Source organism: Aquimarina celericrescens (assembly GCF_042682765.1).
Taxonomy (GTDB): domain Bacteria; phylum Bacteroidota; class Bacteroidia; order Flavobacteriales; family Flavobacteriaceae; genus Aquimarina; species Aquimarina celericrescens.
This window is the reverse complement of sequence record NZ_JBHUHY010000002.1, coordinates 799,140-820,904: the sequence shown is the minus strand read 5'-3', so window position 1 is coordinate 820,904 and position 21,765 is coordinate 799,140. Positions and strand designations below refer to the sequence as shown.

Genomic DNA, 21,765 nt, shown 5'->3' with positions numbered 1-21,765 from the left:
AAATGATTTTTTAGACGTGTAAGTCTTTATTGTTATTAAAAATGGTTTCTTTTACATGCTTTACATAGTTACGGCCAATAGGAATCTTTTTTGTTCCAATCTCAACCAAATTTCCTTCAACCGACTTTATTTTATCTATGGCTATGGTATAAGACCTGTGAACACGTATAAAATTAGAGTTAGGTAATTCTTCTGTAATTCCTGTAAGAGATTTATGAACTAGATAATTACCTTGTACAGTAATAACTTTGATGTAGTCTTTTAGGCTTTCAATAAATAGAATATCTTTTAATAAAATTTTCACCAGTTTTTTATCGACCTTTAAGAAAATAAACGGATCCTTGTTTCCGATATAATCATCGTTTTTAGCTTGATTTTGATTAAGAGCTTGATTTAACTTATTAATCGTTTTCAAAAATCGATTAAAGGGAATAGGTTTTACCAAATAATCGAGAACATCTAATTCAAAACTTTCTACTGCATATTCACGATAAGCAGTAGTAATAATGATTTGGTAATCATGTCGACTGTTTTTGATAAAGTCCAATCCACTCATTCCGGGCATATTAATGTCTAAAAAAACTGCGTCTATGTTTCCACTTTCAATAGTTTGTAAAGCATCTAATGGATTATCAAAAGAATTAACTAATTCTATATTTTTAAATTCAGCCAAATGCGATTCTATTACCTTTATGGCTAATGGCTCGTCATCTATTATTATGCATCTAATGATCATAAAATGGGGATTTTTAATAATACATTATATGTATCATCTATAATTTTGGTTTCTAATAAATATTTATTTTTATATAGTAATTCTAACCGTCTTTTAATGTTTTCAATCCCAATGCCATGCTTTTTAATGATCTCATTATGTAGATTAAAATTGTTTTTTGCTTTGAAGATAAGCTGTTCATCTTCGGAATTTTCAAAATAAATACTTAAAGCAATATCGTCATTATTTTTTGCTCCATGCTTAAAACAATTTTCAATGAACGGAAGAAGTAATAGCGGTGGAATCTTAACATCATCGATATCTCCTTTAATTTCAATTTTTGAAGTTACTTTATTTCCATGCCTTAGCTCTTCTAATTCTAAATAGCTATGGATATAATTTATTTCACTAAGTAGACCTATTCTTGATTCTTTAACATCATAAAGTACATATTGCATGATTTCTGATAATTTTAAAACAACATCAGAAGCTTTTTCAGACTTCTCTATAATTAAAGCATAAAGATTATTTAATGTATTAAAGAAAAAATGAGGTTGAATTTGAGATTTTAAATATTTTAATTCTGTTTGTAATTGAAGCTCTCTAAGTGATTCATTCTTTTTACGTTCGGTAATCCAGTCTGCAGTTAGCTTTATAGCAGTGACCAGTGCTACTACATAAAGTTCTCCTATGATTACTGCCAAAATGTGATTAAAGCTGAATGCTTTTTGACTTCCAATAGCTTCAGGCCAAATGTTTTTGGTAACTAAAAAGAAATTGAGTCCAGTTCTTACCACATAAACCATAACTAGCGCAAGCGATAAGAAAATTACATATAGCAAGAATTTTCTCTTTAGAATAAATTTTGGGATTAAGTAGAAAATATTGAAATAAACTAATAGTATATGAATAGGAAATTCTACTAGGTTGGATTTTAAGGAATAGGTATAATCCCCAAAATAGCTTCCCCAGCGTATAAAATTGATCATAAAATAAGATACCCAAAATAGGAGATGATATTTCAAAGAAATTGGATTGCTATACGCTCTAGATATACCGGTAAGCATTTTGTTTTTATTATGATTTTGTGAAAAAGTGTTAAAAAACGTGAAAAAATTATGTGTTTTTTTGTTCAAAAACAAAATAGTTGGCAGATTATTTTAAAAAGTGTAAATCTCGAAAACACTGGTGTCCAAAAAAGTGTTGTTTGTTGTTTTTTTTGTGCTGTTTGGATATTTAATTTCCTTTTTAATTTTATTCAGATATACCTTTAGAAAAGAATAAACGAACAAATTCAATCTTAATTTCATGAAAAAAACTATTTTGATTTTTTCTATGTTTTTATCCTTGTTCATTATTGAGCAGGCAAAAGCACAAGAAAAAACAATATCGGGGACAGTAACTTCTAAAGGTGAAAATTCAATGCCGCTTCCAGGAGTAAATGTTATTGTAAAAGGAACAACAAAAGGAGTACAAACAGATTTTGATGGTAACTACTCAATAGAAGCGTCTCCAGGCGATGTACTGGAATTTAGCTACTTAGGATTTGCATCGACTTCTGTAACCGTTGGTGCATCTAACGTAATTGATGTAGCCATGGAAGAGAGCTTAGAACAACTTGAGGATGTAGTGGTAACCGCATTGGGAATCCAAAAAAGCAGAAAATCATTAACTTATGCGGCACAAGATATTAACGCTGATGAATTACAAAAGGTAAGACAAACTAATCCAGTAAATAGTCTATCAGGAAAAGTTTCTGGTTTGGTTATTAATCGTAGTTCTTCTGGCGCAGGGGGATCAGTAAAAGTCACTTTAAGAGGTAACGCATCACTAGGAAACAATCAACCTTTGTATGTAGTTGATGGAGTTCCTTTGTCAAACCCGACAGGTGGACAACCTATCGATACCTTTGGAGATCTCAATGGAGGTAATAAAGATGGAGGTGATGTTTTAGCACTTATTAACCCAGACGATATTGAATCGTTAACAGTTTTAAAAGGAGCTTCAGCATCTGCTTTATATGGTAGTGCAGGTTTAAATGGAGTAATACTAATTACTACAAAAAAGGGGAGAGCAGGTAGTTTTAAAGTAGACTTTTCATCAAATGTGCTTGTTGAAAATGCAGCGTATTATATAGATTTAAATGATGAGGCAGAAAATAATATTGAAGATTTTTTCAGCTCTGGAGTTACTTCTATAACCTCTGTATCAGCTTCTGGCGGTACAGAGAATGCGCAAACGTATTTTTCATACTCTAACACATTTGCATCAGGAATATTACCAACCAATGATTTGAAACAACATACAATAAATATTCGGGAGACGGCAAAGTTCTTTGATGGAGTTCTCACCGCTAACGCAAGTGTGTTGGCCACAACTCAAACTATAGATAATCGTCCAGTTTCAGGATTGTATTTTAATCCATTGGTTGGAGCTTACAATTTTGATTCGCCTGGAGAAGAGCTTTCAGATTATGAAAATTTTGAAGTATTTGATCCAAACAGAAATATTCAAAGTCAACGTTGGTTTAGAGCTACTTCAGACATAGAACAAAATCCCTATTGGATATTGAATAGAAACGCCAGTGAGGATATGAATAGAAAGTTACTAGCCTCTATGAATCTAAAATTTAGAATTAGTGATTGGTTATCAGTGCAAACTCGAGGGACGTACGATCAAAGTTTTTTAAGTTATGATAAACAAGTGTTTGCAACTACAGAAGCAACTTTGGCTCCTGCAAATGGTCGATATATTTTTAATGAGCAGGATATACGACAAATTTACGGAGATGTAATTGTGAATATAAATACGCAGTTCAATAAAATTAGTTTATCTGCAAATGTCGGCGCAACTACTACAAGGAATACTGTAGAAATTTTAAATGCAGATTCTGGTACTAACGGCGGGCTACAATTTGCAAATGTATTTTCAATACAGAATTTTAATGCTAATCCCGGGGTATCCTTTTCTCAGACCTCATTAGAGAAAAAAGTAAATTCTATTTTTGGAAGCGCAACGGTAGGATTTGATGAAAAAGTTTTTATTGATCTCACCGCTCGTAACGACTGGTCATCTTCTTTACCCTCTAGCAATAACTCTTATTTTTATCCTTCAGTCGGTGTAACAGGTATTATAAGCGAAATATTTGATATCGGTGATGTCTTATTTGGTAAAATCAGAGCCTCGTATGCCGAAGTAGGTAATGATGTACCGGCAAATACAGTATTTCCGGAAAGACAAATTCTATTTGGAGGAGGTTTAAGTCCATTGGATCCGGTAAGACCACTTGGAGAAGTTCGTCCAGAACAGCAAGAATCATTTGAAATCGGAACTGAGTGGCGATTTTTCCAGGATCGATTCGGATTTGATGTTGGATATTATAGAACCAATACAATAGATCAGTATTTTCAGGTTGCGGTGTCAACCGGTGCAGGATCAGTCACAGTAGGGGTCAACTCTGGTGATATAGTCAATGAAGGTGTTGAAGCTTCGGTTTTTGTAGTGCCCGTACAAACAGAAAATTTTAAATGGACCTCAAATATCAACTTTGCAGCTAATGACAATGAGGTTGAAAAAATTAGTAATCCTTCAGATGAGGTACAGATCGATAATCAAGTAATTTCACCTCCCGGTGTTAATACCTTTGCCTCTTATTTGGTAGAAGGGGGTTCATATGGTGATATCTATGCACAGGTTGTAAAGCGAGATGCCAGTGGAAGACCTGTTGTCGAAGGAGGAGCTATAGTTATCAATGATCAAAATCCTGAAAATACGATTGCAGGTCTTGAGAAAGTAGGTAATGCGAATCCAGATTTTGCATTAGGTTGGAATAATTCTATCACCTACAAAAATATAAATATTGATTTTTTGATTGATGGAAGATTTGGTGGGGAAACGATAAGTATGACAGAGGCAATTGTTGAAGGATTAAGTAATAATACACAAAGAGAAACAGAAAATGCCGCTATTGAGGTTGTTAATGAAGCTGGAGAAGTATCAACTCTTACTGCCCAGGAATATTATGGGTTAGCCGGAGGAAGAAACGGATTCACTGGTGAATATGTTTACAGTGCAACCAATATTCGATTGGCAGAATTAGCAGTAGGATATAACTTTAAATTATCTGAATCTTCTTTCTTTAGAAATATAAAAGCTTCTTTAATTGGGAATAACTTGTTCTTTTTCTATAAAGATGCTCCGCATGATCCTAATGTATCATTGAGTACAGGCAACGCATTACAGGGCGTTGATATTTTAGGACTTCCCTCGACAAGAAGTTGGGGACTGAATATTAATTTAAGTTTTTAAAAAAAATAAAATGAAAAACACTAGCAATATTTTATTATCGGGCATAGTTGTCTTTTCGATGATATTTTCATCTTGTTCAGAAGGGTTAGATGATATTGATGGAAATCCAAGAAATATAACTCAAGAGCAATTAGAGGTAGATTTTCAGAATGTTGGCTCACTATACAAACCGATGTTTGAAAACATTTATCAATACACACCGCCATGGTCTTTTCAGTTACAGCAGAATTTAAATGCAGATGTGTTTTCTGGATATATGACTAATCCACGACCGTTTGTAGCAGGGGCTAATAATACAACGTATAATTTGGTAAGCGGTTGGAATAATTTTATCTGGAGCGTTCCATATTCTAATGTAATGAACAATGCTAAAACAATAGAAAATGAAACAAAAGATGAGTTTCCAGAATTGTTTGCAGTATCACAAATTCTTAAGGTAACCGCAATGCATAGAGTATCAGATGTTTTTGGTCCGATAGTGTATACAAAGTTTGGAGAATCGGCAACCACTAGTGAATACGATTCTCAAGAAGAAGCATATAGTGCATTTTTTAATGATCTTGATGAAGCTGTTCAGATATTATCTGATAACATAGATAGTCCAAGATTTACAGCTTTTGATTTATCGTACGGGGGTAATTATGAAAATTGGATAAAATATGCTAATTCTCTTCGTTTGCGGTTAGCAATTCGTATTTCAAAGGCAGATCCCATAAAGGCAAAAACCGAGGCCGAGAAATCCCTAAGCCATCCTAACGGAGTTATAGAAACTAATACAGAAAGTTTTTTTGTGAATGGAACATTAGATCATCCTGTAAAAACAATAAATAATTCTTGGGGCGATATCCGTATGAATGCTTCAATGGAATCCATTTTGGTAGGGTATGAAGACCCCAGAATTAATAGCTATTTTGACCCTTCTGAAGTAAGCGAAGGGGAGTTTAAAGGAGTTAGAAATGGACTTCCTTTATTATCTGGTTATGATGATGAGCTGGCACAAAAAGCAGATTATGTTACTTTTTCACTGCTTGCAGATGACGTTTTAACTCCTCGAGTGCAACTAATGACAGCTGCCGAAGTATTTTTCTTAAAGGCTGAAGCCGCATTAAGAGGATGGTCAGGAGCTGGTACCGCTCAGGCAAATTATGAACAAGGTATAATCACATCGTTTCAGCAGTACAGTTTAGGTGGATCGAATAACTATATAACTAATGCTACGCTAACACCTAATGATTATGTAGATCCAGTTAATGCTGCAAATAGCATTACAGCTTTAAGCAACATCACCATTGCTTGGGATGAAGCTGCTTCGAACGAGGAAAAATTAGAACGAATTATCACACAAAAGTGGATCGCTATGTTTCCAGAAGGACAGGAAGCATGGAGCGAATATAGACGTACAGGATACCCAAAGATATTTCCAGTAGTAAGTAACCAAAGCGGAGGAGTTATTGATACGGATCTTCAGATTCGTAGGATACCTTTTGTTGACAGTGAGTTACAGACCAATCCTGATGGAGTAGCAGATGCTGTTACTAAACTAGGTGGTCCCGATAATGCAGGTACACGACTTTGGTGGGATGTGCCCGGAGGAAATTTTTAATTTGAATTGCTATAAATCCCGAAAAGAGGGAAGTTAGAATATCAATCTGGTTTCTCTCTTTTTATCAATTGAAAGGACATATGAGGAGACAATTACCTAACACAAACATCCATTTAGATTATGAAACTACTTAAAAAACTTACCGCAGTCATTCTATTGCAGCTTTGCTTATTTTCATGTACCCATGAAAATTTTTTAGATCAAACACTCGAGGCCGAAAATCCCAATGAGTCCCTGAGTATTAATAAAGCACTTACCGAGCCCATTGTTCTAGGATACTTTCCCTCTTGGTCAGAAAGTTGGACAACTACAGGTCAGGGATCTAAATTAAGAGACATCCCTAAACACGTAACTCATGTCTTTTTAGCCTTTGCCAAACCTAATCTGAGATATCAAAAAGGTTCTTTAGATATTACGAATACAGGTATTCAAACACCATATGGGGGAGCTACATTAAAAGAATCTGTTGCTGTTTTAAAATCCAAAGGTATCAAAGTGATTTTATCGGTAGGAGGAGAGACCTATTGGGGATCTAATGCCGCTTATGATATCAATTATCAGCAAATAAAAGATCTGGTGGATGATATGGGGTTCGAAGGAATCGACTGGGATTTTGAACCTAACGGAAGTTTTGCAACTATCGGAGATCCAATTAACGTTCAACGTTTTATTGATTTTTTCAATAACTCCAGGGCTATCATGCCAAAAGGTCAATATTTGCTAGCGTGTGCGCCTGCTGGTGTTGGCGCTTTGGGAGGATTAAACAATGATGATGCTGCGTCGCCCTATGCATATAGCAGAAGAAATGTAGTTACAGGAGAATCTGACGCAAATTTGTACAATGCTACTTCACCAAACCAGGCGATTAGCTTGTTTGGTTTTGCTACGACCGGGCATATGATACCTGTTATGAAGGCCGTTGGTGATAAAATTGATTTAATTGCCTATCAAGGATACAATACAGGTGCCGCAAGTAATCGGAAAATTATGTATGATGCCTATAAGCATTATGCAAATCAATATGGATTTTCTATTGCGGCAGGAACCCATTATCCTAACGAACCCTGGGGTCCCTATTACACCTACACCTACCAGACAATTGCAGATCTTTCAGGTCACATTGCGGCGAATAATTCTAACAATGATGGTATCATGATCTGGCAATTGTTATTGGGTGATGGTGCATCATCGGCTTATGGATATTTGCATGTAGCCAGTCAAGTTTTGGGAGGGGCATCACAATCACAAGCAATAGCTAATGCAGAGAATTACCCAGAATCACCTTACTCCGGAGGAGGAGATGGAGGTGGAGGCGGTAGTGGTACCGGTTGTGATTCAGCATCATGGGCTGCTACCAATACCTATACCGCTGGTCAGGAAGCTGTATATCAAAGCAGCTTGTACAAAGCAAAATGGTGGACAAGAGGAGACATTCCTTCAGCCAATACAGATCCTAACCCTTGGGAATTTATAAGAAATTGCGATGGAGGTGGAGGAACTGGTAATCAAGCTCCTTCGGTAACCATAACGGCTCCGTCGAACAATTCTACCATAACTGTAGGTCAACCTATCACCATATCTGCAACTGCTTCTGATAGTGATGGAAGTGTAGCTAAAGTTGAATTTTTTCAAGGAAGTACCAAGCTAGGAGAAGATAACTTAAGTCCGTATTCGTATAATTGGTCTAATGTGGCTGTAGGGAATTACAACATTACAGCAGTAGCTACAGATAATTTAGGAGCAACCAATACTTCGGCTACAGTCGCAATTACCGTTCAATCCTCTGGTGGAGGAGGCGGATCTTGCAGCACAGTTCCAGCATGGCAACCCTATCCTACTATATATAATCAAGGAGATCGAGCGGTTTACCAAGGAACGCTATACGAAGCACAAACAGGTCCTCTTTGGGTAACCCCTGGCAGTGGAGAACACTGGTGGAAAACTATCGGAACTTGTAATTAATAAAATTATTGAAATAAGTTAGTTTTTAATTGTTGGAAACCCTAATATAATAGCTTTGTGGCTGCTATTTATTGGGGTTTTCTTTATTGAAGTTCCATTCTATAAATTTTAATCTGTCATTTTTGCTTAAGAGAATGATATATTCTTTTCCGTTTATTTTTATAAACTCCATAGCCTTGGTTTGCAAGCGGTTTAGAACATTAGGAAGCTTTAATGACGAAGCTATTTGATCTTTTACTCCATTTCCAAAAATAAAATACCCTTTAGCAGCGTCGTATCTTATGGTTTCAACTTCGGCTTCATATAGCGAGCCGATTCCAAAAATATCTTTGTTTCCGTCAGCATTAAAATCTGCGACTAGAAAATCTGTGGTTGGGCCGAATTGTGCAGCTTTAGGTAACTCCTGTATGTCAAAAGTTCCGTTTCCGTTATTTATCATTACCATACTACTGAAATCGGTAACAATATAATGAGTAGCCTCTTTTAAGTCTTTATCTCCATAGATATCTCTTAAAGAAGCTGAAGCAAATTCTCTATATGTTTTGAATTTTTGTGCTAATTCTGGGATCTGTTCTGATGAACATTCTTTTCCACGAATGGGTAATAACAATCCTCCTTTAGATTCCTTGCTAAGGATGACATCAAAACTATCGTTGTCATCAAAATCTTTTGCATAAATATGTAGCGGTTTTTCCTGATTTGGATGAAATTTATTGTTTTGACCTAAATTTCCAATCAGGTAATCTGTATCACCATCTTGATCGAGGTCAGAGGGATGAATTTTAAAATACCAGCCCTTGTAATTATGTAATTCAGGAATTTCTGACTTTTTAAAAGAACCATCGTTATTTTCAAAAATATGAATTGACATCCACTCACCAACGACCAAAAGATCTTGATCACCGTCTTGATCATAATCTGAAAAAACAGCGTCATTCACAATTTTTAAAGTATCAAAACCTACAATGTCTTTATTTGCCATTTTGGTAAAAGTCCCATTGTTGTTTTTTAATAGAAATGAGGGAAACGACAATGGATATTTTCCGGGTATAATGCCACCACCTACAAAAAGGTCTTGATCCCCATCTTGATCAACATCTGCAGCGGCAATTGCATTTGAGTTTGAGAGTATTTTTGGCAGCACATTCGTTCTTTTGAAGTTTCCTTTGCCGTCATTCTCATAAATTCTATCCTGAAGCAAAGAACTATTTATAACGTCTTCATAACTTCCTGAAGTAACATACAAATCTAGATCATTGTCATTGTCCATGTCAAAAAATATCGCTTTTTTATCCTCATAATCACTGTCATTTTGGAAAGCTTCACGACTTGATAATCTAAAGCTTCCATCTTCATTTTGAATGTTGAGAGTAGCAGAGACACCTTTGCCATTACCTACAAAAAAGTCATCTCTTCCATCCTTATTAACATCGGCTACAGCCAATGCAGCTCCTTTCTCACTTTGTTTTTGGGGTAACAGGAGTTGCAGCGCATAATCATCAAATGGTTGTTCATAATTTTTGTAGTTAATTCCGAATTTTGAAGCGTCATGTACCGATAAAAATTGAGATTGCTTTTTGATAGCTGAGATGAAATCATTTTTGTTATTTGGATAGTCTATAACTAGATTTTGGTTAGCCGGAATATTATTAAATTTGCTAATATTACCTTTGGGCCATTGGATCAGGATGCTATCAATACGATTAGTTTTTCCTAATCCGAAATGAATTTTATTGGTAACCGATGACTGGAACCCTCTACTGGTGTATAATTCTTTTACTTGATGTGAACTTTTTGTATATACGGTTACGTTGACCCCGATTCCGTTTGGATTATGATGCTGCCCTTTGATCGTAATTGAGATAAAATTATTGGACTGGTTGTTTCTATAAATAGTGGCGACTTCAGATTGATTATTAAGAACAAGATCCAGATCGCCATCATTATCAAGATCAGAATAGACAACACCATTTGAATTCACTTTTTCTGATAATCCCCAGTTTTCAGATTTTGGTAAAAAAGTATGGTCCCCTTGATTAGCGAACATTTTGTTTTGCAATTTGGATGAAGGCATCATACTAATGGCTTGCTCTAGCGTTACTTTTTTTCGATTACGGATATTGTCTTTCATTTGATTCCTAAAATCCTGATTAGATAAATCATGTTGTATTCCATTGGTAACGAAGAGATCATTTAAGCCATCATTATTAAAATCAGCTATTAGTGGAGCCCAGCTCCAATCGGTTTTCGCAATTCCTGAAACTTGTCCTATTTCGCTATAAACACCGTTACCAAGATTTAACTGCAGCATATTGGACATGTACTGGTGATGGTATCCCAAATTCACCAAATAGTTAAAATTTTCGGTACTCATCGTAGCCATATTCTCTTTACTTCTTTGATGGTCATCGGCAAGCATATCAAGAGTTATCAGGTCAGGTCTCAAGTCATTATTGATATCTGCATAATCAGAACCCATGCTATTAGCCGGAATGTGATCGAATATTTCAAGAATTCTGTCTGTAAAAGTTCCGTCTTGGTTATTGATATAAAGAAAGTCTGGTTCCAAAAAGTCATTAGCAACATAAATGTCAGGCCAACCATCTTCATTGAAATCACCAATAGCCGCACTTAACCCCCAGGCTTTATTAAGAATCCCTGAAGTAGTGGTAATATCTTTGAAAGTGCCGTTTATATTTTCAAAAAGTTGATCTGTACTATCTTGGCGAAAATCAAGCTGAATCTTAAGATCAATAGCAACATTATTATTAAAATCTGGTCTATGGTTCACAAGATAAATATCTAAATCCCCATCTTTATCAAAATCAAAATAATATGCCTGAGTTGAGTACGCCTTAGAATCTAAGCCGTACGCCTTTGCCTGCTCCAAAAAAGTACCATTTTTTTGGTTGATATAAAGTTTGTTCTTTCTTAATCCTTCATTTTGAAGAGAACCTGACTTGCAAACATAGATATCTAACCATCCATCGGCATTGATATCTATCATAGAAACCCCTGTGGTCCATCCAGAGTCATCAGTAACATTTGTTTTTGTAGTAATATCTTCAAAAACAAAATCTCCTTTATTTAGATATAGTTTATTACTTTCTTGATTCGAACCGAAATACAAATCCTCTAGTCCGTCATTGTTGATGTCTCCAACTGCAATACCACCGCCATTATAAATGTATGAATAATTAAGAAAATTGAAATACAATGTTTCGGTCACTGTATTTTTAAAATCAACCTTGGTATGTGATTCAGGGAGTTTTTCGAATATTTTTTTTTGAGTAAGAGTTATTGATTCATGATTATCTTTTTTCTCATTATTACAACCGAGTAGTACTACTGTTATAAATAGTATGTAAATTCTGTTAAGCATTATGTTTTGTTGGTTTTATTGATAACTTGATATAGAACTCATCTTGACTTTTTCTATTTCCTAAAAAATGTCTGAAATTCAACCACATTTTGTCACTTTTCTTACCTGTAGCGCTGCTATAGTTTTCAAAAAGTGCCTCATCGGGACAAATTTCTTTGCCATCGCTACTTCTGGCTTCTCCCTTTTGGTCGACCCTGGTTAAAAACAAAAAGTCAAGATGAGTTCATAATCACATTAATGGAATAACAGCTGAACAATTCAAATTAGTGAACATTTTTTTTGATTTTCAATTTATCCTCTAGACAACCTGCTTTTATAGACGAACAACTTGATTTTGACTATGACCACACGATACTGATTTTAAGGAGTTTTGAGTCTTAGAGCCTTCAATATTTTGTAAACATTATTATGAATTGTTTATAGAACCATATAATCGATATTTTGAGTCATTTGTAATTCCTTTTATGTCATCTGTCGAAAAACTTTTCATAAAAACGAGATAGGTGATAGCTTCATTTTTTATAAGTTATTAATGAACTAATTTAATTTAAAAATGAATTCAGAAACCCAGTATGATAGTACATTAAATAAAAATAATACTGTGCCATATTACAAAGATATTAGCTATCGAGAAGCGGGTAAGTTTGAAGATACTCGATTCGAAAAAATTCATAACGTCATTTTTAAAAGTTCAGACTATGCCTCTGTTATTATTGCTCAGGAAATTGCGGGATTAATTAAAGAAAAGCAAGATAAACAAGAATTTTGTGTTTTGGGCCTTGCTACAGGTTCTTCGCCAATTAAAGTTTATGAAGAACTTGTACGAATGCATAAAGAAGAGGGATTAAGTTTTGCCAATGTTGTAACTTTTAATTTAGACGAATACTATCCCATGGATAAAAATAATGTACAGAGCTATCATTATTTTATGAATCAACATTTGTTTGACCATATAGACATTTTACCCGAGAATATTCATATACCAAACGGAACTATACCGCAAGATAATCTTCATCAGTACTGTATAGATTACGAACTGAAAATTAATTCATTTGGCGGACTGGATTTTCAATTATTAGGAATTGGAAGAACCGGCCATATTGGATTCAATGAACCGGGCTCGCATTATAATTCTGTAACCCGAAGCATAAGTTTAGACCACCTAACGCGATCTGATGCGGCTCCTGCCTTTTTTGGTATAGATAATGTTCCAAAGAGGGCTATTACTATGGGAATAGGAACAATTAAAAAAGCAAATCGTATTGTAATTATGGCTTGGGGGCATAAGAAAGCAGAGATCGTAAAACAAACCATTGAAGGACCTGTTTCTCCAAATATCCCCGCAACTTATCTTCAGCATCATAGCAATACTACTTTTGTTTTAGACCAGGAAGCATCAGAAGAACTTACCCGAATCAAAACACCCTGGTTGGTAGGACCTTGTCGCTGGAATGAGAAACTGAAAAGTAAAGCAATTATTTGGTTAAGTCATCAGGTACAAAAACCAATTTTAAAACTAACTGAGAAAGATTACAACGATTATGGGATGTCTAGTCTCCTGGCAGATGAAGGGTCTTCATATGACCTAAATATTAGAATGTTTAATACGTTACAACATACCATTACAGGGTGGCCTGGAGGGAAACCAAATGCAGATGATACTCATAGACCAGAGCGAAATACGCCTCATAAAAAAAGAGTGCTGATTTTAAGTCCGCACCCAGATGATGATGTCATCTCTATGGGAGGAACATTTCTTCGTTTGGTAGAACAGGGCCATATAGTGCATATCGCATATCAGACTTCTGGTAATATTGCGGTGTCTGATGAAGAGGCTATTAAGTATGCTGAGGTGATAAAGAATATAGAGTCACAAGCAGAAATAGATAACAAAGCAACTTCTATTCTAAATGATTTAAAAACAAAACAAGAAAATACTATAGACTCGGTTGATGTAAGAAATCTTAAAGGTTTAATAAGAAGAGGCGAGTCTTTGGGAGCAACCCGTTTTTTTGGACTTCCAGACGCTTATGTACATTTTCTAGACCTACCTTTTTATGAAACAGGAACGGTAAAAAAGAAACCTTTTTCGAAAGAAGATGTATCGATGACCGTAAAATTAATCAAAGAAATAAAACCACATCAGATTTTTGCTGCAGGAGACTTGGCAGACCCTCATGGTACTCACAAAGTATGTCTTGATATTTTATTTAAAGCCTTAGAAACGTTAAAAGAAGAGGATTTTATGAAAGATTGCTGGGTTTGGCTCTATCGGGGAGCATGGCAAGAATGGGATATTCATGATATTGAAATGGCTGTCCCCTTAAGCCCCGATGAAGTGTTAAAGAAGAGAAAAGCTATCTTTTTTCATCAATCGCAAAAAGATGGAGTTATGTTTCAAGGCGATGATTCACGAGAATTTTGGGTTAGAGCGGAAGAGCGTAATCAACAAACAGCTAAAAAATACCACCAATTAGGACTGGCAGATTATGCCGCGATAGAAGCATTTAAACGACATCAATTTTAAAGATTTTTGATGAGAAGAATTTTTTTTATTTTACTATTCAGTTTATTCATAATTCAATTAGGTTTTGGCCAGTACAAAGATAAAGATCTAAGCAATTTAATGCCCTTACCCAAGAAAATAGAGCTCTATGATGGGAAATTTATAATAGATAAGGATTTCGTTGTAAGTATTCAGAACAACTCTAGTAAAAGGATTGAGAAAGCAGTAACACGTTTTGTTAGGAAACTTAGTAATGAAACCGGTGTATTTTTTAAACATGGTTTTCCTGTAAAGCAAAAGGATCATATATCACCTTTTAAGATAGCTTATAAACGAGAAGGTAAACTAAAATTATTTGAAGATGAATCGTATATCCTTAATGTTAGTTCTAAGAATATTGAACTTAGTGCACCAACAGATATAGGGGTTCTTAGAGGATTAGAGACGCTACTGCAATTAGTTCGTTCAAATGCTGAACACTTTTATGTACCTTCTATAAACATTATTGATTCACCTAGATATCCGTGGCGAGGATTAATGATTGATGTGGCCAGGCATTTTCAACCCTTAGATGTTATTAAGCGAAACCTGGATGCCATGGCTGCTGTTAAACTAAATGTCTTTCATTGGCACTTAACAGATGATCAGGGTTTCAGGGTAGAATCAAAAACGTATCCAAAACTTCATGAACTCGGCTCTGATGGGCAATACTATACTCATGAACAAATAAGAGAAGTGATTCAATATGCTTCAGACAGAGGTATACGTGTATTGCCAGAATTTGATGTTCCAGGTCATGCAACAGCAATTTTAACCGCTTATCCAGAGATTGCCAGTAAAGACACTACATATCAAATTGAAAGAAATGCTGGGATTTTCCATCCTACATTGGATCCTACTAACGAAAAAACTTATGAGCTCCTGTCCTCACTTTTTGAAGAAATGGCAAGTTTATTTCCTGATGAATATTTTCACATCGGGGGCGACGAAAATGAGGGTAAGCATTGGGATGAGAATCAAAAAATCAAAAAATTTAAAGAGCAGCATGGTATGAAAACAAATCATGAACTGCAAACCCATTTTAATATTAGATTACAGAAAATTCTTAAGGAATACAATAAAAAAATCGTGGGTTGGGAAGAGATCATGAGCCCCGAAATAGAAAAATCGGCAATAATCCATTCTTGGCGAGGAGTGAATGAAGGATTACCCGCAGGAGAATCTCTTATACAGGCTATCAAATTAGGTTACCAAACTATCCTCTCAAATGGGTATTATGTAGATTTGATGTTACCAGTAGAAGACCATTACCTGGTAGACCCACATCCAAAAGGAGTTAATTTGACAAAGGAACAAGAAAAAATGATTTTGGGTGGAGAGGTGACTATGTGGAGCGAGCTGGTAACTCCGGTCACTATTGACTCCAGAATTTGGCCAAGAACAGCTGCTGTTGCAGAAAGATTTTGGTCACCCAGAGAAGTAACTGATATTGAAAGTATGAATGTAAGACTCGAAAATGTTAGCTTACAACTCGAAAAACTGGGAATAACGCATATTAGAAACAAAGAGGTTATACTTAGAAATATTACTAAAAGTAATGACATTAGAGCAATTTTAGCCTTATCAAAGGTATGCGAGCCTTTAAAAAAATATACTCGAAATAAAGGAGGTATGGAATACCAGACCTATGCTCCCTTTACTTTGTTCGCAGATGCCTGTACCAGCGATGCTAAAGATGCTAAAGCATTTGGAAAACTCGTATCACAATTAATTGAACAACCAAACGATAAAAAAATACGAATCCAACTAAATCAATATTTACAAAGATGGAGTTTATTGTCCAGTAATTTAGATGATTTTGATAATCCTATCATAAATCAAATAAAACCTATGGCAGAAAACCTTTCAAAAATATCATATATCCTAAATTATTATGTCAAGAATAATAAGATTACTTCTGCTCAATTAGAAGTCCTTGATAAATATATCGAAATGGCAAAAGTACCTGTTGTAGATGTCGAATTAGTGTTGGTTCCTTCTTTTGAAAAGTTAATTAAACATCTTAAGAAACAAGAAAAAGTTATGAATAAATAAAACAAGTATTGTATTGGTTAAACTACAAAACCACTTAGAATTCTACCCTTAACTTCTTTGACATAATTTCGGCCAATGGGTATCATTTTATCACGAATTTGAACACAATTTCCTTCTATGGCATTTACTTTGTTCAATGCAATTGTAAAAGACCGGTGTATTCGCATAAATTCATACTCAGGCACCAATTTGGTAATCGCCGAAAGATTATAGTGAGTAATATAATCTTTGGTAGCTGTTTTGATAGAAACATAGTCTTTTAGACTTTCGATATACAAAATGTCATTGAAATAAATTTTGACCATTTTCTTATTTACTTTTACAAAGAAATGATTACTGTGTTTATAATTTGTGTTAGCTGAAGAATTATGGTGGCTATTTTTTAAAGATTCTGATCGTAGGTTGATCTGTTGGGAAACCTTATTTAATGCTTTCATTAATCTTTTTAAGGATATCGGTTTCACCAAATAATCTATAACATCAAGTTCAAAACCTTCAACGGCATATTCTCTATAAGCGGTGGTAATGATAATAAAGGGAGATATTGTAAGGTTCTTTATAAATTCAATACCGTTTAATCTTGGCATATTGATATCCAGAAAAACCAGATCTACAGGCTCTTTTGAGATCATGTTAAAAGCGTCAACTGGATTGCTGAAGGTATGAGTTACCTCAAAATTGTCAAAACTTTCTAAATGTTTTTGAATAATTTTTATAGCTAATGGTTCATCATCGAGTACTAGGCATTTTATTTTCATGAGTTGGGGGTATTATGATTATTTGTGTTACACTAAGTGCTATCGGGACTAATGTATTCTAATCTTAACAGTTGAAATAGGTCAAATAGTGCAAAACCTAATACAAATAATTCAAAGCCCTATTTTTTGATCATTCATGAAGAAAATGCTCTAATAAAAATTTCTAAATTCTTTTTTATATGGGAAGTCATTTAGTCTTTTCTCAATTGGCTGCAAAATGATCTTTTTCACTTACTTTTTATCATTTTTAAGTTCCGTAGCTACGGCTATGCCACTAAAAAATGTCCTGAACTAAGCAAAAAAAAGCTATTTTTCGCTTGAATCAGAAAAGTCTAAATGACTTCTGGATTACAATAGTTTTTTGTTCTTTTTTTGAGATCGATATTCAGATGGTAAACATTTAAAATGTTCTTTAAAGGAGTTTTTGAAGTAGTTATAATCGTTAAAGCCAACTTCATATGCGATATGACTCAATTTGGCATTACTACTTAAAATCATTTGACTTGCCGCTTTTAACCGAACAGAACGAATAAATCCCGTAAGAGAAAGCCCGGTTAACGATTTCATTTTTCTATACAATGAAGATTGACTCATGTGTAACTGGTCTACCATTTCATCAATACCAAACTCGTTATTTTGTAAGTTGGCCTCTACAAGTGCTATGGCTTGACGTACAAATTCTTCTTCTTCATTGAATTGAAGTATTTTATCATCCTTAGGTTCAAACCTTACTTTGTTTTGTAAATAAGCTCTCAATTTTTTACGATTCGATAATATTGAGGCAATTTTAGTTTTTACAATCACAGGATTAAAAGGTTTGGTGATGTAGTCATCGGCTCCTGTTTCTAATCCTTCGAGCTCAAAGAAGACAGAGCTACGGGCGGTTAATAAAATGATCGGAATATGAGAGGTTTCCATTCTTTTTTTGAGATCATTACAAACAGATAGACCATCCTTTACTGGCATCATAACATCACAGATAATCAAATCAGGATGTTTTTGTAATGCCTTTTTATATCCAATTTCTCCGTTTTTCGCTTCATCTATGCTGTATTTGTCAGATAATAAGGTATGAAGATATTTTCGTATATCACTATTATCATCAATAATCAGTATAGAGTCTCTATTCGAGTTTTCTTCTATACCTTCTTCTGCTAGGGGATCAGTTATTTCATTAAATTCAGAGAGAGTCTCAGCTTTGGAAACAAAATCGGTATGCGTTTTTTGTTGATTTGGATAAACGGGAAATAAAGACATTGTTATTATAAATTCTGACCCGATATTGATCTTGCTGTTCACGGTTATAGAACCTTGATGAAGTTCTATAATTTTTTTAGAAAAAGCCAGTCCAATACCACTACCAATAATTTTTGCCGATTCACTAGTCTTGATTTGATAAAAACGGTCGAAAATCTTTTCAAGATCTTTTTTCTCAATTCCTTTTCCGGTATCTTTTATAATGATAACACAATGATTTTTATCTTTTTTTATCTCTAATGAAATACAGTCTCCATCGGCAGTGTTTTTAAATGCGTTGAACAATAGATTACACAAAACGATTTCCATATTATTTCTGTCGAATGGAAAAAAAATTTCATCATAGCTGGATTGAAAAGTATAACTTATGTTTCTAGAATCAGCAAGCTCCTTAAAATAAATAAAAACTTCTTTGGCAAAACTTACAAAATTGTCAGTTTCTACCGTAAGTGTAAGGAGATTATGATCTGCTTTTCTGAAATCTAATAATTGGTTTACTAGATTCAATAAGCGATTTGCATTTTTTTGTACTACTGTCAATTTTTCTATCGCAACCGGGCTGAGACTTTTGTCTTCAAGTATTTCGATCAACGGACTAACAATTAGAGTAAGTGGGGTGCGGAATTCATGAGAAATATTGGTAAAAAAATTGAGCTTGGCTTCAGTTAATTCTGTTTCCTTTTCTTTATCGATCCGTGCAATCTCCAGGGTGTTTTTTAGTTTATCCTGCCGTGTTTTGATGAAATATAGTAACCACAAAAAGCCGAAACAGAGTATGATATAAAAAACATACGCCCAAATGCTTAAAAAAGGAGAAGGTCTTATCACTAAGCTAAGGGTCCTTGGCTCGCTCCATTCTTGATTATCTCTAGAACCGATGATGTGTAAATTATATGTTCCACTGGGTAGGCCTGTAAAACTAATTTGGTTTCTGTTTTTAAGGTCGATCCATGTATCCTGAAATCCTTCTAGTTTATATTTATATTTAGCATTTAGTTCTCCTAAATAATCATTTAAACCAAAGTTGATTAGAATTGCTTTTTCTCTATGGGTAAGAACAATTTCACGAGTTGAATTAATATTTTTATCCAATATAATCCGGCCGTTTAGCATTTGTCCGGGAGTTATATGCTGATTGTCTATGACCGTTTTAGAGATGACCACTTCAGGTTTTATTGAAATAGTTGTAATATTTTCTGGATCGAAATAAGTAACATTATCGATACCTCCAAAATATATATAGTCACCATCATTGAATACTGATTTTTGATTGAACGAAGAGGTCTCAATACCGTCGACTTCTCCGTAATTAATGAACGTGTTTTTCTCTACTTCAAATTTTACAATTTCTGTGGTCGTACTCAACCACAAATTATTATTCTTATCATTGGTTATCGAAGAAATAAAATCGTTATTAAGTCCGTCAGCGGTAGTATATCTTTTTTTGAGAATCAATTTGTTATTTTCAAATGTCAACTTTAATAAACCATTAGCTGTTCCTACCCAGGAGATATTATCTGTAAAATGAATATTATTTACTATGGTACTCGGTAAATCCTCATCCATTAATAAGGTATTGTGTATAAATGATTGTGAGTTTTCATCAAATAGATGGAAACCATTATGGGTTCCAACCCAAACATTGCCTAGTTTATCTAATTTTATATCTGTTATCCTATCGGTATTATTAAGCCTGAAATTTCCAGAACCACCGTCATGAAAATACCTATAACTTTTTGAATCAGAAATATCTTTTAAAGGTACCATAGCGATACCATCATGTTCTGTACCGATCCATAAACGTTCTTTTTTGTCTATCAAAAATGAATTAACTCTCTCTATGGTTGGATATCTAAAGATTTCTTCCTGATTTTCAGTATTGTATATTCTAAACCCTTCTAGAAAACCTACAAACAGTTTATTTTTATATGTGTACGAAGCACTTTTATGGTGTTGTAATTCTACGTTTTTCAAAGAAGAAAAGCTATCACCCATGAAAAGACCATTTTCGAAAGTTCCAACCCAAAGTTTATTAGCATCTTTATATATAGATTGAACATTAAAATCTCTTTGAAGCATACTGTTCTCTAATTGATGATAAGCATTCATGAATTTTTTGTTAGGGATTATTTGAATAACCCCGCCACCGTATGCCATAGATAACCATATAATATTGTTCTTATCGATATGTATGTCTAAAACAGTTTCAAAATTAATGTTGTCTTTTCGAGTATTTGTTTTTTGAATATTGACTTCTGTAAAGGTTTTTAAATCGGCATCACTTACATATAAACCGTTACTCCAGGTTCCAATCCATAATTTATTTTCTTGATCCATTGCCAGGTAACGAGCAAAACTAGTTTGCACACCGGTTTTCAAAGGATTTATTTTTTGAGTAGTATAATCAAAATTGTAAATATTAGTACTAGGGTTGAGAGCCGTTCCTATCCAAATTTTATTTCGAAAGGGATCATTAATTAAATCGGTTATTTCTGTATCGAGAGGAAATTCTTTTAATTCTTTCGATACTGGATTATATCTGGTTAGTATATTATAATTACCCCACCACATATTTCCGTAAATGTCTTTTAAGATTGTATAAACAAGACAGGTCGTATTAAAATGGTTTAAAAGCGTTTCATTTTCAGGATTAATTACAAAAATTCCATTACCCCAGGTACCGATCCAAATATTTCCTTGTGCATCTTGAGCAATGCTTAGAATGCGCTGGTCACTTTTATTATAAGGATCTATAAGGTAGTTGTAATTTTTGATTGCATTTTTTTCAATGTTAAACATAGAAACTCCGCCGCCTTTTGTTCCGATCCATAGGTTGTTTTTACTATCTGTAAATAATACTCCTATATTTTCGTTTTTTAATTCGGCATATTTTTTATTGAGTCGTATGTAGTCAAATTCAGAGCCATTATATTTGGTAATTCCGTTTTCTGTTCCAATCCATTTTATATTTTGTTGATCACTTACAATAGCATTCACATGACCATGAGATAACCCTTGTCTGCTTCCAAAATGTGTAATCACATGGTTGGTGTGCTCTCTTTGAGCCCACATAGATTGAGATGCAATGAGTAGTACGATAACTATATACGCTTTAGATTTGGTCATTGTGTATGATGATATTTGTAAGAAAATGATTATGAATAGCTAAATAAACATTCA

At 34.3% G+C, this 21,765-nt stretch carries 11 protein-coding genes; 5 read left to right on the top strand and 6 right to left on the bottom strand.

Features of this window, described 5'->3' with window-relative positions:
- Window positions 1-10 precede the first annotated feature (10 nt).
- Window positions 11-736, bottom strand: coding sequence for a LytR/AlgR family response regulator transcription factor (locus tag ACFSJT_RS03495; protein WP_378318810.1), 726 nt, complete (start codon window positions 734-736; stop codon window positions 11-13).
- The gene (locus ACFSJT_RS03490; RefSeq protein ID WP_378318809.1) at window positions 733-1,782 is read right to left on the bottom strand and encodes a sensor histidine kinase; all 1,050 of its coding nucleotides are present in this window, start codon (window positions 1,780-1,782) and stop codon (window positions 733-735) included. The genes ACFSJT_RS03495 and ACFSJT_RS03490 overlap by 4 nt, the downstream gene beginning before the upstream one ends.
- A gap of 241 nt (window positions 1,783-2,023) precedes the next feature.
- On the opposite strand from ACFSJT_RS03490, the gene ACFSJT_RS03485 reads away from it, so the two are divergent.
- From ACFSJT_RS03485 to ACFSJT_RS03475, 3 genes are all read left to right on the top strand, one after another.
- On the top strand, window positions 2,024-5,023 hold the full coding sequence (locus tag ACFSJT_RS03485; protein ID WP_378318808.1) for a carboxypeptidase-like regulatory domain-containing protein: 3,000 nt from the start codon (window positions 2,024-2,026) through the stop codon (window positions 5,021-5,023).
- 10 nt (window positions 5,024-5,033) lie between these two features.
- Window positions 5,034-6,626, top strand: coding sequence for a RagB/SusD family nutrient uptake outer membrane protein (locus ACFSJT_RS03480; RefSeq protein ID WP_378318807.1), 1,593 nt, complete (start codon window positions 5,034-5,036; stop codon window positions 6,624-6,626).
- A 120-nt stretch (window positions 6,627-6,746) separates the two neighbouring features.
- On the top strand, window positions 6,747-8,588 hold the full coding sequence (locus ACFSJT_RS03475; protein WP_378318806.1) for an Ig-like domain-containing protein: 1,842 nt from the start codon (window positions 6,747-6,749) through the stop codon (window positions 8,586-8,588).
- Window positions 8,589-8,652: 64 nt separating this feature from the next.
- Here ACFSJT_RS03475 and ACFSJT_RS03470 read toward each other — a convergent pair whose 3' ends face one another.
- Window positions 8,653-11,970 (bottom strand): VCBS repeat-containing protein, encoded by a 3,318-nt coding sequence (locus tag ACFSJT_RS03470; protein WP_378318805.1) that lies wholly within the window; start codon window positions 11,968-11,970, stop codon window positions 8,653-8,655.
- The gene (locus tag ACFSJT_RS03465) at window positions 11,963-12,178 is read right to left on the bottom strand and encodes a hypothetical protein (protein ID WP_378318804.1); all 216 of its coding nucleotides are present in this window, start codon (window positions 12,176-12,178) and stop codon (window positions 11,963-11,965) included. Before ACFSJT_RS03465 ends, ACFSJT_RS03470 begins: the two co-directional genes overlap by 8 nt.
- Before the next feature lie 345 nt (window positions 12,179-12,523).
- On the opposite strand from ACFSJT_RS03465, the gene nagB reads away from it, so the two are divergent.
- Both nagB and ACFSJT_RS03455 read left to right on the top strand, forming a co-directional pair.
- Window positions 12,524-14,497, top strand: a complete 1,974-nt coding sequence (nagB, locus tag ACFSJT_RS03460; RefSeq protein ID WP_378318803.1) for a glucosamine-6-phosphate deaminase — start codon at window positions 12,524-12,526, stop codon at window positions 14,495-14,497.
- A gap of 9 nt (window positions 14,498-14,506) precedes the next feature.
- The gene (locus ACFSJT_RS03455; RefSeq protein WP_378318802.1) at window positions 14,507-16,570 is read left to right on the top strand and encodes a beta-N-acetylhexosaminidase; all 2,064 of its coding nucleotides are present in this window, start codon (window positions 14,507-14,509) and stop codon (window positions 16,568-16,570) included.
- Between the two features lie 17 nt (window positions 16,571-16,587).
- On the opposite strand, the gene ACFSJT_RS03450 is transcribed toward ACFSJT_RS03455, so the two are convergent.
- Both ACFSJT_RS03450 and ACFSJT_RS03445 read right to left on the bottom strand, forming a co-directional pair.
- A complete protein-coding gene (locus tag ACFSJT_RS03450; protein ID WP_378318801.1) occupies window positions 16,588-17,328 on the bottom strand; it encodes a LytR/AlgR family response regulator transcription factor in 741 nt (246 codons plus the stop codon).
- A 348-nt stretch (window positions 17,329-17,676) separates the two neighbouring features.
- A complete protein-coding gene (locus ACFSJT_RS03445) occupies window positions 17,677-21,711 on the bottom strand; it encodes a hybrid sensor histidine kinase/response regulator transcription factor (RefSeq protein ID WP_378318800.1) in 4,035 nt (1,344 codons plus the stop codon).
- Window positions 21,712-21,765 lie beyond the last annotated feature (54 nt).

Coding starts and splice junctions, on each gene's coding strand:
- ACFSJT_RS03495 (WP_378318810.1), bottom strand. CDS start 736: ATGATCATTAGATGCATAATAATAGATGACGAGCCATTAGCCATAAAG.
- ACFSJT_RS03490 (WP_378318809.1), bottom strand. CDS start 1,782: ATGCTTACCGGTATATCTAGAGCGTATAGCAATCCAATTTCTTTGAAA.
- ACFSJT_RS03485 (WP_378318808.1), top strand. CDS start 2,024: ATGAAAAAAACTATTTTGATTTTTTCTATGTTTTTATCCTTGTTCATT.
- ACFSJT_RS03480 (WP_378318807.1), top strand. CDS start 5,034: ATGAAAAACACTAGCAATATTTTATTATCGGGCATAGTTGTCTTTTCG.
- ACFSJT_RS03475 (WP_378318806.1), top strand. CDS start 6,747: ATGAAACTACTTAAAAAACTTACCGCAGTCATTCTATTGCAGCTTTGC.
- ACFSJT_RS03470 (WP_378318805.1), bottom strand. CDS start 11,970: ATGCTTAACAGAATTTACATACTATTTATAACAGTAGTACTACTCGGT.
- nagB (WP_378318803.1), top strand. CDS start 12,524: ATGAATTCAGAAACCCAGTATGATAGTACATTAAATAAAAATAATACT.
- ACFSJT_RS03455 (WP_378318802.1), top strand. CDS start 14,507: ATGAGAAGAATTTTTTTTATTTTACTATTCAGTTTATTCATAATTCAA.
- ACFSJT_RS03450 (WP_378318801.1), bottom strand. CDS start 17,328: ATGAAAATAAAATGCCTAGTACTCGATGATGAACCATTAGCTATAAAA.
- ACFSJT_RS03445 (WP_378318800.1), bottom strand. CDS start 21,711: ATGACCAAATCTAAAGCGTATATAGTTATCGTACTACTCATTGCATCT.